We start from the raw sequence: 12,684 nt of genomic DNA, 5'->3' as shown, positions 1-12,684 counted from the left end.
CCCACCCCGCCCACTCACAGGCGCTCCACTCACACGAACAGGAACGCCGCCGCCGTCGTCGCGCCCAGGGTCGCTCCGGCGATCGTCTGGGCGCGGGTGTGGTACGTCAGGGCTACGCGGGACCAGCACACCGCGATGGTCATGGCGTACCCGAGCAGCCACCAGGGGGAGTGGACCGCGGCGAGCAGTGCCACGACCGCCGACGCGACCGCCGAGTCCACCGAGATCTTCCATACGGTGTTGACGGCCAGGATCAGGACCGTCATCACCCAGAGGGCGAGCATCGAGACGAGGATGCCCGCCGGGGCGTTGCCGAGCAGCATGATGACGGAGCCGGTGCCGATGGAGCCGAGGATGACGAAGAAGATCGGCGCGCGTTTCGTACGGTCGACGACATGGCGGTCGCCCCAGGTGCCCCGCTTGCGTTCCCATTCGATGTAGCCGGCGGGTATCAGCCCGGCGCACAGGGCGGCGAGCAGGCCCCAGGGCAGGCCGGTCCAGTCCCGCGCGGCGGCGAGTCCGATGGCGAGCATGCCCACCAGCAGGACGTTGCGGGGCTGGAGGATGTCGGTGACGGTGCGGGCCGTGGTGACGGCGCGGTCCGCCGGGGCGGTGGTGGTCATGCGGTTCTCTCCGTCGACGTGCTGGTCTGCTGGGACCGTGGGGACTCCGTGCCGTCCGTGACTTCCGCGCCGGCCGTGCCCTCCGTGCCCTCCGTGACTTCCGCGCCGGCCGTGCCCTCCGTGCCCTCCATGATGTCCAGGACGTGCCGGGTCCGTTCGGGGGTGATCGTCTTGAACGCGGCGGCCACGCGCACCAGTCGGGCCACCTCGCCGTCCTGGTCGACGGCGTGGTTCGGCTCGATGGCCGCTGCCCGGCCGGCGGGCGCGCCGTCGGCCTTCGCGGTGAGGGCCGCCTTGATCCAGAGGGCGTCGGCGAGCGGCCCTGTCCACCGCTCTTCGACGGAGTCGCTGCCGGAGTTCCCTCCGGAACGCCCGCCGGAATCAACGGCGAAGTCGTCCGCCGCCGCCCGCTTCGCGGCCCGGTGCAGGCTGTCGGGTACGTAATGCCGCAGCTTCTCGACCGCGTCCGCGATATCGGCGGCCCACCGGTCGATCCGGAGATCCGCGGGGGTGTCGAACCGCGTCAGTTCGCGCGGCAGCGAAGCCGGCGGGGCGAAGGGCTGGTCGGGAAAGGCCGTCATCAGTTCGCGCCACAGCGGGTGCAGCCGCATCTGCGCCCGCCACAGCTTCGCGCGGCGCCAGCCCTTGCTGAACGCGGGCAGGGACGCGCCCAGCGCGAAGAAGGCGAACAGGACGAGTTGCGCGACCTCGGTGACCTCGTCGAAGGTCCGCGCGAACGTCTCGCTGGGCTGGTCGATGACGCTGACCCACATGAACAGCGTCCGGCTGACGGTGTATCCGACGCCGATGAACATGGCGAACGTCATCATGCCCAGCCCCACGCGCAGATGACGGAGCCGCGCGTCGAGGGTCGCCAGCGCCCACTGGTAGGCGCAGACAGCGGATGCCGTGCCCAGGTAGAGGTAGAACACGCTCATATAGAGCGTCGCGCCCCACTGACCGGCGTGGTCGGAGACGAAGCGGTCCGAGGGTACGGAGCGGTCGACCACGGTGAAGAAGAGCACGGTCAGCAGGATCAGCGTGGCGACGGAGGCCTTGGCCGCCACATGCTGGATCAGCCGCGCGAACCGTACGTGCCGGGGGATCTCCCCGTCGTCGGGGTAGCGCCCGTAGATCGCGACGATGTAGCTGAGAATCGCCAGGATCGCGATGGTCGCCGTGTAGTGCTTGATCAGTACGGAGAGATCGGTGACGGGGCTGTTGTTGAGCCCGATGCGTACGATCTCGGTCTTGGTCCACAGGGCGATGGCGAATCCGGCGTAGCACCCCCACAGGGCCCGTCGGCGTTTGTCCTCCTCATCTCCCCACAGCGCGGCCGGCATACGCCACAGCGCGACGGCGGTCATCAGACCGGCTATGAGGTATCCGGCGAGGTCGAGCGGGGTCACGGGGCGATTCTCATGCGGTGAGTCCTTGCGGGTGGGGAGATGTCCGGGGGTTCCGGCGGTGCTCGGTCACGTACGGCGGAAGAAGCCGCCGCGGCGGCGGTGGGCGACCGGACGTGAGAGCGAGTTGGCCAGCCGGCCCACCATGTCATCGCTCGTCACGTCCCTGGCCATGCGGGGGATGAGCGAGGCGCCGAACTCGGCCACCCGCTCGTCATGGGTGTCGTACTGCGCGCGGGCCTGGATCGGGCCGCCCGACTCCAGGGCGTCGGTGATCGCGGGAGGGAACTCCGGCGGATCGTCCGGGGCGAGGACCCGGCTGATCAGCGAGGTGTCGAAGACGGGCAGCAGCTGCCGCAGCTGGTCCTCGCCGAGTGTGGTGCCGTGGTCGAACCACTCATGGCACAGCTCGTGCAGGATCACATGCTGGGTCTGGTACGCGGTCGGGCGCCGGCGGTAGAGGACGAAACTGGTGTCGCCGGACTTGAGGCGCAGTCCGCAGGCGGCGTTGAGACGGGCCAGCCGGTCGGGCAGTTCGTGGAGAACGATCGTCCGGCCCCGGGCCGCTTCCATGTTCGCCACCAGCGCCGCGACGCCGAAGGGCGCGGGAATGGGGAGATCGGCCAGTCCGGCTTCGCACTCTCTCCGCAACGCGCGCATGGACATGGGGGCCTCTTGATCGTTATCGCACATGCGTGTGACGTGCGGGCGGCGATTCTAGCCAACAGCCATGCGAGCGCCGCTACTACGGCTCCGGCTCCGGCTCCGGCTCCGGGCCCGTGGTCGCGTCCGGTTTCGCGTCCGGGCTCCCACCGCCACTGTCCTCGCCACCGCCACCGCCACCGCTCCGCCTCGCCTTGGTGTCCTCCAGCAGGGAAAGCGCGAATTGCAGCAGCTCCGGCGGCAGACCGTCGTCGTCCAGACCGCGCGCCGCGATTCCGCTGATCTCTCCCGTGCGGCGCTTCGCGAGGAACTGGAGTCCGGCCACGACATCGTCGACGACCTCGGACTCCTCCTTGAAGAAGCGCCAGTCCACACCGAAACCCAGTCCGAGGGCCCGGAGGATCTCCTCCGACGGATGGGTGACCTTCCCGGCGAGGATGTTGGAGAAGTAGCTGTGGGAGAGGGAGCCGCCGCGCTCCTTGACGAGGTCCGCGAAGACCCGTCCCGAGATCTTCCGGCCCGGGAAGGTCTTCTCCACCATGTACTCGACCTTCTGCCGCAGCGTCCGCAGCTCCGGCACGTGCCCTTCGCGGTCGCGCCCCTGGTCGAGGTCGTGGTCCTGGTCGCTGTTGTCGCCGCCGTTGCCGTCGCCGATCGCGGCGGGGTTGACACCGTTGTCCATGCTGGCCCCCCATTTCGGTCAACGGGCTCGTACGGTAACCGGCCCCCGGTCAGGACGTCCGAGCGCCGGAACTGGCTTGCGCAAACACTCTACGTCACTGTTAACTCGAAAAAACACGGGCGGGGGGCCACGAGGGGAGTCCCCCGCCCGTGCGACTCACGGGCGGCGAATCCGGCTGCGGCCAAGAGGCGTAGCCCTTCGCGACGGGGGATGCGCGAAGGGCTACGCGTCCCATTATGACCCCTCGTCAGGGAATTCCGACAGCGGATCGGCCTCGGAGCTCCCGGACGCGTGGCGGCACGGGCGCGGTGTTGACGCCGGATGTGCTCTACATCACCGCAACGCGGCGGGCTCCGAGGACAGCTCTCAGTGTGAAACCAATCAGCCGCGCCGCGTGTCTGGCCGCCCTGATCGCCGCCTCCGCGCTGTGCGCCGGTAACGCGATCGCGCGTGTCTTTCCGTTCGGCCCGCGGACGCGCAGCGTGAACGATCTGGGTAACCAGTACGTCCCGTACCACGCCTATCTGTGGGACCTGCTGCACGGCAGGGCCGACGGCGATCTGTTCGTCAACTGGCGGTCCGGCTTCGGCTCCAGCCTGCTGCCCGATCTCGGTACGTACCTCACCAGCCCCTTCGCCCCGCTCGTCGCGCTCTTCCCACGGGACGAGATCGATCTCGCGGTCTATGTGATCACCGTCGTGAAACTGGCCGCGGCCGGTGCCGCGATGGCCTGGCTGCTGCTCCGGCTGCGCCCCGGACGCTGGTGGGTCGCGGGGGCGCTGGGCGGCTCGTACGCCCTGTGCGGGTGGGCCGTGGCGGACGGCGCGCACAACCCGATGTGGCTGGACGGCCTGATCGCCTTCCCCCCGCTCTGCCTGGTGGGCGAGTGGGCGACGGCCGGCCGTCGCCCGGTGCTCGGCGCGCTGGTGGTCGCGGTCGTCTGGACCGCCAACTTCTACACCGCGTACATGGCCACGCTCGGAGCCGGACTGCTGCTCCTCGCACGGCTGTTGGCCGGCTCGCACACCGTCCGGGAGCGTCTGGTCGCGCTGCGGCGGGCCGCCCTGACCACCGTGCTGGGCATGGGTCTCGCCGCGCCCGTGGTGGTGGTCGTCTACTTCGGGACGCGGCACGCGTACCCAGGCCGGAACACGGTGTTCTCCGCGGTCCCGTGGACCGATGTGTTCGCCCGGCTGCTGCCCACCACGTACAGCTTCGGGACCCCGGGCGTCTACGTGAACACCGCGGCGCTGCTGCTCGCCCTCACCCTGCCGTTCAACCCGGCGGTGCCGCGCCGGGCGCGCCTGGTGCTGACGGTGCTCGTGGCGGGGGTGGTGCTGTCGTTCCAGTGGGGGCCCACGCATCTGGTCTGGAACGCGTTCAGCACCCCCAACGGGAGCGCCTACCGCCAGGCGTTCGTCCTGTGCGGACTGCTGGTGATCGCCGCGTGGTGGTCGTTCGCCCACGGGGTTCCCGGCCTGCGTCCGGTGCTGGCCGCGAGCGGACTGCTCGCGCTCGTCGCGGCCGGCGCGAGCTTCAGCACTCTCGTGTACACGTGGTCGGTCCCGATCGCGCTGGTGGGCGCCGCCTCGGGGGTCGTCGTGCTGACCGTCATGGCGGCCGGCCGGCCCCGTCGACGGGTTGTCGCCTGCTGCGCGGCCCTGCTGATCAGCGTCCAACTGGGCCAGTCCGCGGGGACCGCCGCCCTCTCCGACCGGCTGAGGCTGGCGCACTCGGACGACTACGCGCCGTGGGGCGCGCGCCAGCGCGACCAGCGCGACGCCGTCGCGCGGGCGGACGTCTGGCCGCGCTACCGCACCGAACCGGGCCGTGAACAGACCGTCGGGAACGACCCGTTGCTCGTCGGCGGCCAGGGCGCCCAGTACTACAGCAGCCTGACCTCCGATGTGCTCAGCCGTACGCTCACGGCGCTCGGCGGCGGCTGGACCTCGCGGGGACGGTCGGTGCAGAGCCTGGACAACCAGGTCACGGACGTCCTCTTCTCCGTGGGCGCGCGGGTGCGGTCGCCTCCCGACCCGTACCAGAGGTGGAATCCCCCGGAGGGCGGCACTCCGGTGGTCACGCGGCGGGAGGTGCCGCCGCTGGTCACCGTCCGGCCCGCCGGTCCCGTACCGGAGTTCGGGGCCTCGCCCTTCCGCAACCAGGAGAAGCTGCTCGGCGCCCGGGTCTATACGGTGCCCCGGATCCGGCCCGTCAGGGTGCGGCCAGCCGAGACGAACCCCGGAGCCACCGCCCGGATCACGGCGTCCTGTCCGGCGGGCAGCGAGGTGCAGCTGTGGGCACCGCACTATTCGGGCACGGCGCGCCTGACGGACGCGGGCTCCGCGACGACCTCTGCGACCGACTCCGCGACCGATTCCGCGACGACCTCCGCGACCGATTCCGCTGCGGGCTCCGCTGCGGGCTCCGCGACCGCGTCCGGCGCCGAGTCCCGTACCCCCGTGGGCCGGTTCCGGGCCGACCACCCCGTCACCAAGATCGCCTCGATGCAGCCGCTCGGCACCGTTCCGCCCTCCGGGCGCGTCACGGTCGAACTCACCCCCGAAGACGGCGGCACCATCCCGGACGGTGCTCTCGGCTGCCTGGACACCGGCCGCCTGAGCGAGTCCGTGCACCGGCTCAAGGCCACCGGAGCCACCGAGGTCCGCGTCTCCGGCCACACCGTGACCGCCGAACTCCCCCCGGGCGCCCGGAGGACCGCGGTGCTCGCCGTTCCGCGTATCGCCGGCTGGCGGTGTGCCGCGGGCTCCTCGGCACCGCGGCCAGCCGACGCGTACCTCGGCCTCATCGCCGTACCGCTCGCCGAATCCTCGGCCCCGACCACCGTCCGCTGCGACTTCAGGCCCCCGGGCCTGCGCGTCGGCGCGCTGCTGGGCGGAGCCTCCCTCCTCGTCCTTCTCGTCCTCCTCGCCCGCAGCGGCCTGCGCGCACGCTCGTCGCGGCGAAAGACCCGTCAGGGAGCACCATGCTGATCTCCGTCGTCGTTCCGTGCTTCAACGAGGAAGCGGTCATCGAGCGCTTCCACGAGCGCCTCACCCAGGAGACCGCCGCGCTCGACCTCGGCCCCGATCTCGGCTCCTCACTCGAATTCGTCTACGTGGACGACGGCAGCGACGACGGAACACTCCTCCGTCTCAGCGCACTCGCCGCCGAGGACCCCCGTATCCGCTACATCTCCTTCAGCCGCAACTTCGGCAAGGAAGCCGCGATGCTCGCCGGTCTGGAACACGCCGCCGGTGACGCGCTCGTCATCATGGACGCGGACCTCCAGCATCCCCCGGAACTCATTCCACGCATGGTGGAACTGCACCGGGAGGGGTTCGACCAGGTCATCGCCCGGCGCACCCGGAAAGGGGACCGCATCACCCGCACCCTCACCGCGCGGGCCTACTACTGGCTCATCAACCGCCTCATGGATGTGGAGATCGTGGACGGAGAGGGGGACTTCCGGCTGCTCTCGCGCCGGGCGGCGGACTCCGTCACGGCCCTCACCGAGTACAACCGTTTCTCCAAGGGCCTCTTCGCGTGGGTGGGCTATCCCAGCACGACGTTCTCCTACGAGAACGCCGCTCGCGAGGACGGCCAGAGCAAATGGAGCTTCGGGAAACTCCTCAACTACGGTCTGGACGGCCTGCTCTCCTTCAACAACAAACCCCTGCGCGCCGCGTTCCACTTCGGTGTCGGCCTGATGGCGATCGCCGCCGTGTACGCCGTATGGATCGTGGGGGGAGTACTGACGAGCGGCGTGGACACTCCCGGATACGCGACGCTCCTGGTGGTCATCACCGCACTGGCCGGGGCTCAGATATCGATGATGGGGATCGTCGGCGAATACATCGGGCGCATCTATTACGAGGTGAAGCGGCGCCCGCACTATCTCGTGAAGGCGACCAACACCCCGACGGCGGGCGTCCCGTCTGCGGCGCCCGCCGGGCCGGACCGACGGGTGGGGCGGCCCGTACGCTGAACGCGTTTACCCCCCACGGCACCCGGAGAGGCAACTGATATGGAAACCACGCTGGGCGAACAGCTGTTACTGCTTTCGTTGGACGACAAGTGGGGCTACGAGAAGGAGCCGGAGAAGGTCGCCTGGGCGATCGCGGCGGCGTCCCTCGTGGATCTCGCGCTGGCCGGGCGGATCGAGGTGACCGACGAGGTGGTCGCCGTCCGCGATCCCGCGCCGCTCGGCGTGCCCAGCCTCGACGCCGCGCTCGCCGACATCGTCGGGTACGAGAAGCCGGGCAAGGTCAAGGACTGGCTGCACCACCTGAAGAAGCCCGCGGTGGCCGGCGCGACGGACGGTCTCGTGGAGAAGGGACTGGTCCGCAAGGAGACCAAGAAGGTGCTGGGGCTCTTCCCCGTGCGCCGCTACCCGGAGGCGGACGGCTCGGCCGAGGCGTCGGTACGGGAGCGGCTCGACGAGGTGGTCCGCCGGGGCGAGACCCCCGACGACCGTACGGCCGGGCTGGTGGCCCTGCTGCACGGCGCGAAGCTGCACAAGCTGGCGTTCCCGGACGGCGACGCGCGCGCGGTCGAGCCGCGGATGGCGGAGATCGCCCAGGGCCAGTGGGCGTCGCCCGCCGTGCGCGGCATCATCGACGCGGCGGAGACCGCGCTGACGGTGATCGTCACCTCGACGGCGATCGGGGCGGTCATGGGCGCCAACTGACGCGCCCCGCCGCCCGGTACTGACCGGCGCCCGGCACTGACCGCCGCCCGGTACTCCCCGCCGCCCGGTACTCCCCGCCGCCCGGTACTCCCCGGCGGTCGTGCGCCCGAGCGGCGCGCGACCGCCTCCGTACGCCGGATCGGATACACCGGTGTACGGAGGCGGGTCGGTCCGTCAGCAGGCCCGTACCGCGAGGCGGCCCGTACCGCTCGCTCAGATCCAGCCGCGCCGCTGCGCCAGATACGCGGCGGCGTGCCGGTTCTCCACTCCCAGCTTGGTGGTCACCGCCGACAGGTAGTTGCGTACGGTCCCCTGCGCCAGCGCCGCCCGTTCCGCTATGTCCTCGATCGGCGCGCCGTCCGCGGCCAGCGTGAGCAGATCGGCCTCCCGCGAGGTCAGCGGCGAGTCACCCGCGCTGATGGCGTCGGCGGCCAGGGTGGAGTCGATGTAGCGGCTGCCGCCGTGGACGCTGCGGATGATCGAGGCGAGTTCCTGCGCGGAGACGGTCTTGGAGACGAAGCCCTGGACCCCGGAGGCCAGCGCGCGCTTGAGATGGCCGGGCAGACCGTGGCTGGTGACGATCAGCGTCTGACAGCCGGGCAGACTGCGGCTGAGATCCTCCGCCACGGTGATGCCGTCCTTGCCGGGCATCTGGAGGTCGAGAACGGCGACATCGGGTTTGTGATGGCGGGCCATGGCCACGGCCTCGGGGCCGGTCGAGGCTTCGGCGACGACCTGGAGGTCGCGTTCGAAGGTCAGCAGTGCGGCCAGCGCGCCGCGGATGAGGTGTTCGTCATCTGCGAGGAGGATCCGGATCATTACGATTCCCCGTTCGGTATGCGCACAGTGAGGCGATAGGTGTTCTTCGGCCCGTAGCCGTGGCAGAGGTCGCCGCCGAGGGGCGAGAGCCGCTGTGTCAGCCCGTCCAGACCGGTCCCCTGGCCGGGATCGCCGACGGGCATGGCACCGTCGTTGGTGATCTGGAGCTGCGTTCCCTCGCCGTCGCGGCGGTCCACGGTGATGGTGCAGTGGGTGGCGTGGGAGTGCCGCAGTACGTTGGTGACGGCCTCCCTGACGGCCCATCCCAGCGCGATCTGGGTCTTCTCGCCGAAACCGCCCGTCGGCGGGGCGTGATGGATGACGCAGGTCGTGCCGGCCGCTTCCAGGACCGCGCGGGCGCCGTCGAGTTCGGCTTCCAGGTCGGTGGTGCGGTAGTTCCGTACGACGTCCCTGATCTCCTTGTGCATTTCGCGCGCGAGGCGCTGCACTTCGACCATCTCCGCCTGCGCCTTGGGGTGCTGGGTGAGCCGCGCGGCCAGTTCGCCCTTGAGCGCGATGACGGACAGGTTCCGCCCGATCACATCATGGAGATCGCGGGCGAACCGGAGCCGCTCCTCCGCGACGACCAGCCGGGCCTGTGACTCCCGGGCCGCGTCCAGCTGCCACATGACGGCCAGGAACCAGACGGAGGAGTGCATGAGGAGGCCGATGACCGCCCATCCCGTCGCGGTGCCGGTCAGCACGGGCAGCAGCATCCGCGGGTCGAGAGCGAGGCTCACGGTCGTGGCGACGGCGGTCTCGGCGAGCGCGGCGCCCGCGTACAGGCGCAGATCGGCCGTGGGCGACAGCGCGAAGGCGAGCGGCAGCGCCAGGACGACCGACAAGGTGGCGATCGACTGCGTGCCGGTCAGCCACTCCGCGTCGTACAGGTAGGGCATCAGCGCGAGTTGGAGGACGGTGAGTGCTCCGATCCCGAGCAGCAGCGGTACCGGGAGGATGTGCCGCCCGATGCCGTAGGCCACGGCCGTGGTCGCGCCGATTCCCTGGATGGTCGTGAGCGCGGCCGCCAGCCCCACGGCCGAGGTCGGCGCACCGCCGCGCTGTAGTTGTGCCAGTAACGGCCAGAGGAGGGAAGCGAGCAGGAGCCACGGCATGGAACAGAGCGTCCACCGTGTGTAGACCGTGGCCTTGTGCACGTTGGTCTGGTGCAGCGAGGTCCCCATTTCGCTTCCTCTTCCCCGTTGGTCATGCTGTCAGTCTCTGGGCTCCCACCGGAACCAGCGGCGTACGCCCCAGGCCGCCAGGGCGGTCCAGGCGGCGATCGTCGCGACCCTGATGAGAGTGGAGCCCAGGCCCGCATCCTCTCCGGTCCAGCCTGACTGGACCAGGCTGATGGCGGGGGTGAGCGGGAAGTATCCGAGGACGTCTCCGAAGATGTCCGGCAGAACACCCATGGGGATAAGGGTTCCTGAGGTCAGCAGCAGGAAGAGGAAGCCCATCGTGCTGACTCCCTGGGCGCTTTCCGCGGTGCGCGCCACGGCGGTGGTGAGCGCGGCCACGGCGGTGGTCAGGAGGGCGCCGAAGACGATGCCGAGGAGCGCCAGATGCGGGGCGGCGGGCGCGCCGAGGCCGGCGATGACCGTCACGGCCCCGGCGATCAGGGCGAACTGGAGGACGGCGACCACGATCATGGGGACGGCCGGACTGGCCAGGATGACGGTGTCGTGGACCTCGCCGGTGCGCAGCCGCTTGAGGAGATGGTCCTCGCGGCGCAGTACGTAGACGCCGGTGAGCGGCGCGTACAGGGCCATCACCAGGACGATGCCCGCGGAGGTGGAGATCATCACCTGCCCCATGGCGAGACCCGCGCCCGCCAGGTCGTACTGGTCCATGAACGTGGTCGTGCCCATGGTGATCAGTACGGGGATGACCAGCACGTTGAACAGGTTGGTCTTGCTCCGGGCGAAGAGGCTCAGCTCGACCTTGCTGAGCGCGGTGAGATGGGCGACGGCAGTACTCATTCGGTGTCCCTCGCGGCGGTCCGGGCGACGCGCAGGAACGCCTCTTCCAAGGAGGCGGAGCTGGCGTCGAGTTCCTTCAGGTCGATGCCCTTGTGGCGTGCCCAGAACAGGACTTCGGTCGTGGTGTGCTGGAGGTCGTCGGTGGACAGCTCCATCCGGCCGTCCTTGCCGGCGGTGACGGTGGCCCGCAGGTCGTCCGTCGAGGGGAGGTCGTCGGTGCCGAGCCCCGGAGGGAGGCGGAAGCTGAGGGACGAGGGGTGGGCGGCGACGATCTCGTGCACCGTTCCGGATGCCGCGATCTCGCCCTGGTGCATGATGGCCAGATGGTCGGCGAGCCCTTCGGCCTCTTCCAGGTAGTGCGTGGTCAGGACGATGGTGGCGCCGTCGTCGTTGAGCCGCTCGATGATCCGCCAGGTGTCGTGGCGGCCCTCGGGGTCCATTCCGGTCGTCGGCTCGTCCAGGAAGAGCAGATCGGGCCGGCCGAGTGTGGCCATGGCGAGGTCGAGACGTCTTTTCTCGCCGCCCGAGAGGCTTTTGACGGTGACGTCGCCGCGGTGTCCGAGCCCCACCATCTCGGTGGCCTCGGCGACGGGGCGGGGGTCGGTGGTCACGGACGCCCACATACGGACCGTCTCGTCGACCGTGAGGTCGGTGGCGAAACCGCCGTGCTGGAGCATGACGCCCGTCCGCGGCCGGGTGTGCTTCCGGTCGGTAAAGGGGTCGTGCGCGCCGAAAAGGCGAATGCTGCCACCGGTGGGACGGGCGAGACCTTCGAGGAGTTCGACCGTAGAGGTCTTTCCTGCGCCATTTGTCCCGAGCAGAGCGAATATTTCGCCCTTCGGGACGGAAAAGTTGACGCCTCGAACGGCGGCGAAGCCCCGCTTGTCATCGGGCCCGTATCGCCGCCAAAGGTCTGTGACCTCGATCACATTTTCTGCTCCATTGGCATCCATGGGCGAAATCGTCCCCGATGAATGACGCCCACCCCGATGAGAACTGTCATGGCCTGTGATGACGGACGTCATATCGACTTGTGACACATGTCAGGAGACGGATGATCCCATTCCGAATGCCACTGTGACCTACGTCATACTGGCCTTGTTGGCACGGGTGCTTTCATCCAACCGCACGCCGGGGGGATCGCTGCGACAGTCGCGGAGGTTTACCCGCGTATAACGCACCGAGAGTCACCAATATGACCGGTATCGGTCCGATTACTGGCTGGATTTCAGTGCGTGCGTCCGACGCGTGCATCCAGCACGTGGAATGCGTGCAGCCAACACATAGCAGAAAGCGGAGCATCCCATGGTGGAGATCGTCTCGTACTTCAACGAGAAGCTGGACCTCGGCACCATCGACCAGGGCGAGTCCAACTCGGAGCAGGCCCCGGTTCTGGCGACCCCGGCCGCCGCCCTCGCCGCCATCGGTGGCGCCAAGGTCGTCGGCGCGTTCGTCGGCGGCGCGACCCTCGTCGGTGGCGCTTACGCCCTCGGCAAGGCTGTCGGCTAAAACTCCCCGCAGTGGTTTTTCACACCACCTGCGCGGAACGCACATTCATTCACCAAATCGAACTGTTGCTAGGAGGAAAAGCATGAACAACATCATCGAGGCAGTGAACGAGATGGACATTCCGGCGGAGGGGAAGGTATTCCCCGACGCCACCCCGGTGCTGGCCACCCCGGGTGCGTTCCTGGGCGGCGTGGCGGTCTCTTCCGCCGTCATCGGCGCTTTCGAGCTCGGTCGCGGCGGCGGCTCGGCGCCGGCCACGCAGCTCTAGTCACAGGCAGTACCTGAATGCAATTCTGCCGGGCCAGAGATG

General features: G+C 69.6%; 13 protein-coding genes. 5 read left to right on the top strand and 8 right to left on the bottom strand.

Features of this window, described 5'->3' with window-relative positions:
- Positions 1–29 precede the first annotated feature (29 nt).
- The 4 genes from CU044_RS21365 to CU044_RS21350 form a co-directional block, all read right to left on the bottom strand.
- Entirely contained in the window at positions 30–623 is a 594-nt protein-coding gene (locus CU044_RS21365) for a hypothetical protein (protein ID WP_129770341.1), read from the bottom strand.
- Complete coding sequence (locus CU044_RS21360) at positions 620–2,032, bottom strand: MAB_1171c family putative transporter (protein ID WP_240045753.1); 1,413 nt, start codon at positions 2,030–2,032, stop codon at positions 620–622. The genes CU044_RS21365 and CU044_RS21360 overlap by 4 nt, the downstream gene beginning before the upstream one ends.
- Positions 2,033–2,098: 66 nt before the next feature.
- Positions 2,099–2,695 (bottom strand): toxin, encoded by a 597-nt coding sequence (locus tag CU044_RS21355; protein ID WP_129770340.1) that lies wholly within the window; start codon positions 2,693–2,695, stop codon positions 2,099–2,101.
- A 79-nt stretch (positions 2,696–2,774) separates the two neighbouring features.
- On the bottom strand, positions 2,775–3,233 hold the full coding sequence (locus CU044_RS21350; protein ID WP_129770342.1) for a hypothetical protein: 459 nt from the start codon (positions 3,231–3,233) through the stop codon (positions 2,775–2,777).
- 512 nt (positions 3,234–3,745) lie between these two features.
- Between CU044_RS21350 and CU044_RS21345 the strand changes: the two genes are divergently transcribed.
- Genes CU044_RS21345 through CU044_RS21335 form a run of 3 tightly spaced genes read left to right on the top strand, consistent with a single transcriptional unit; the run spans position 3,746 to position 8,064 of the window.
- Entirely contained in the window at positions 3,746–6,367 is a 2,622-nt protein-coding gene (locus tag CU044_RS21345; protein WP_240045752.1) for a YfhO family protein, read from the top strand.
- A complete protein-coding gene (locus tag CU044_RS21340) occupies positions 6,361–7,362 on the top strand; it encodes a glycosyltransferase family 2 protein (RefSeq protein ID WP_129770338.1) in 1,002 nt (333 codons plus the stop codon). Before CU044_RS21345 ends, CU044_RS21340 begins: the two co-directional genes overlap by 7 nt.
- 39 nt (positions 7,363–7,401) lie before the next feature.
- On the top strand, positions 7,402–8,064 hold the full coding sequence (locus CU044_RS21335) for a GPP34 family phosphoprotein (protein WP_129770337.1): 663 nt from the start codon (positions 7,402–7,404) through the stop codon (positions 8,062–8,064).
- A 213-nt stretch (positions 8,065–8,277) separates the two neighbouring features.
- On the opposite strand, the gene CU044_RS21330 is transcribed toward CU044_RS21335, so the two are convergent.
- Genes CU044_RS21330 through CU044_RS21315 form a run of 4 tightly spaced genes read right to left on the bottom strand, consistent with a single transcriptional unit; the run spans position 8,278 to position 11,818 of the window.
- On the bottom strand, positions 8,278–8,883 hold the full coding sequence (locus CU044_RS21330; RefSeq protein WP_129770336.1) for a response regulator transcription factor: 606 nt from the start codon (positions 8,881–8,883) through the stop codon (positions 8,278–8,280).
- Complete coding sequence (locus CU044_RS21325; protein ID WP_129770335.1) at positions 8,883–10,067, bottom strand: histidine kinase; 1,185 nt, start codon at positions 10,065–10,067, stop codon at positions 8,883–8,885. The genes CU044_RS21330 and CU044_RS21325 overlap by 1 nt, the downstream gene beginning before the upstream one ends.
- A 30-nt stretch (positions 10,068–10,097) precedes the next feature.
- Positions 10,098–10,865 carry an ABC transporter permease gene (locus tag CU044_RS21320; RefSeq protein WP_129770334.1) on the bottom strand — a complete coding sequence of 256 codons (768 nt, stop codon included), beginning with the start codon at positions 10,863–10,865 and terminating at the stop codon, positions 10,098–10,100.
- A complete protein-coding gene (locus CU044_RS21315) occupies positions 10,862–11,818 on the bottom strand; it encodes an ABC transporter ATP-binding protein (protein ID WP_129770333.1) in 957 nt (318 codons plus the stop codon). The genes CU044_RS21320 and CU044_RS21315 overlap by 4 nt, the downstream gene beginning before the upstream one ends.
- A 352-nt stretch (positions 11,819–12,170) precedes the next feature.
- Here CU044_RS21315 and CU044_RS21310 point away from each other — a divergent pair, with 352 nt between their 5' ends.
- Together CU044_RS21310 and CU044_RS38695 are read left to right on the top strand one after the other, a co-directional pair.
- The gene (locus CU044_RS21310; protein WP_129770332.1) at positions 12,171–12,374 is read left to right on the top strand and encodes a hypothetical protein; all 204 of its coding nucleotides are present in this window, start codon (positions 12,171–12,173) and stop codon (positions 12,372–12,374) included.
- Between the two features lie 82 nt (positions 12,375–12,456).
- A complete protein-coding gene (locus CU044_RS38695) occupies positions 12,457–12,642 on the top strand; it encodes a hypothetical protein (RefSeq protein WP_030350807.1) in 186 nt (61 codons plus the stop codon).
- Positions 12,643–12,684: the final 42 nt, after the last annotated feature.

Origin of the sequence: Streptomyces sp. L-9-10, assembly GCF_004151105.1 — a bacterium.
GTDB lineage: Bacteria > Actinomycetota > Actinomycetes > Streptomycetales > Streptomycetaceae > Streptomyces.
This window is presented reverse-complemented; position numbering and strand designations above follow the sequence as displayed.

Coding starts and splice junctions, on each gene's coding strand:
- CU044_RS21365 (WP_129770341.1), bottom strand. CDS start 623: ATGACCACCACCGCCCCGGCGGACCGCGCCGTCACCACGGCCCGCACC.
- CU044_RS21355 (WP_129770340.1), bottom strand. CDS start 2,695: ATGTCCATGCGCGCGTTGCGGAGAGAGTGCGAAGCCGGACTGGCCGAT.
- CU044_RS21350 (WP_129770342.1), bottom strand. CDS start 3,233: ATGGTGGAGAAGACCTTCCCGGGCCGGAAGATCTCGGGACGGGTCTTC.
- CU044_RS21340 (WP_129770338.1), top strand. CDS start 6,361: ATGCTGATCTCCGTCGTCGTTCCGTGCTTCAACGAGGAAGCGGTCATC.
- CU044_RS21335 (WP_129770337.1), top strand. CDS start 7,402: ATGGAAACCACGCTGGGCGAACAGCTGTTACTGCTTTCGTTGGACGAC.
- CU044_RS21330 (WP_129770336.1), bottom strand. CDS start 8,883: ATGATCCGGATCCTCCTCGCAGATGACGAACACCTCATCCGCGGCGCG.
- CU044_RS21325 (WP_129770335.1), bottom strand. CDS start 10,067: ATGGGGACCTCGCTGCACCAGACCAACGTGCACAAGGCCACGGTCTAC.
- CU044_RS21320 (WP_129770334.1), bottom strand. CDS start 10,865: ATGAGTACTGCCGTCGCCCATCTCACCGCGCTCAGCAAGGTCGAGCTG.
- CU044_RS21315 (WP_129770333.1), bottom strand. CDS start 11,818: ATGGATGCCAATGGAGCAGAAAATGTGATCGAGGTCACAGACCTTTGG.
- CU044_RS21310 (WP_129770332.1), top strand. CDS start 12,171: ATGGTGGAGATCGTCTCGTACTTCAACGAGAAGCTGGACCTCGGCACC.
- CU044_RS38695 (WP_030350807.1), top strand. CDS start 12,457: ATGAACAACATCATCGAGGCAGTGAACGAGATGGACATTCCGGCGGAG.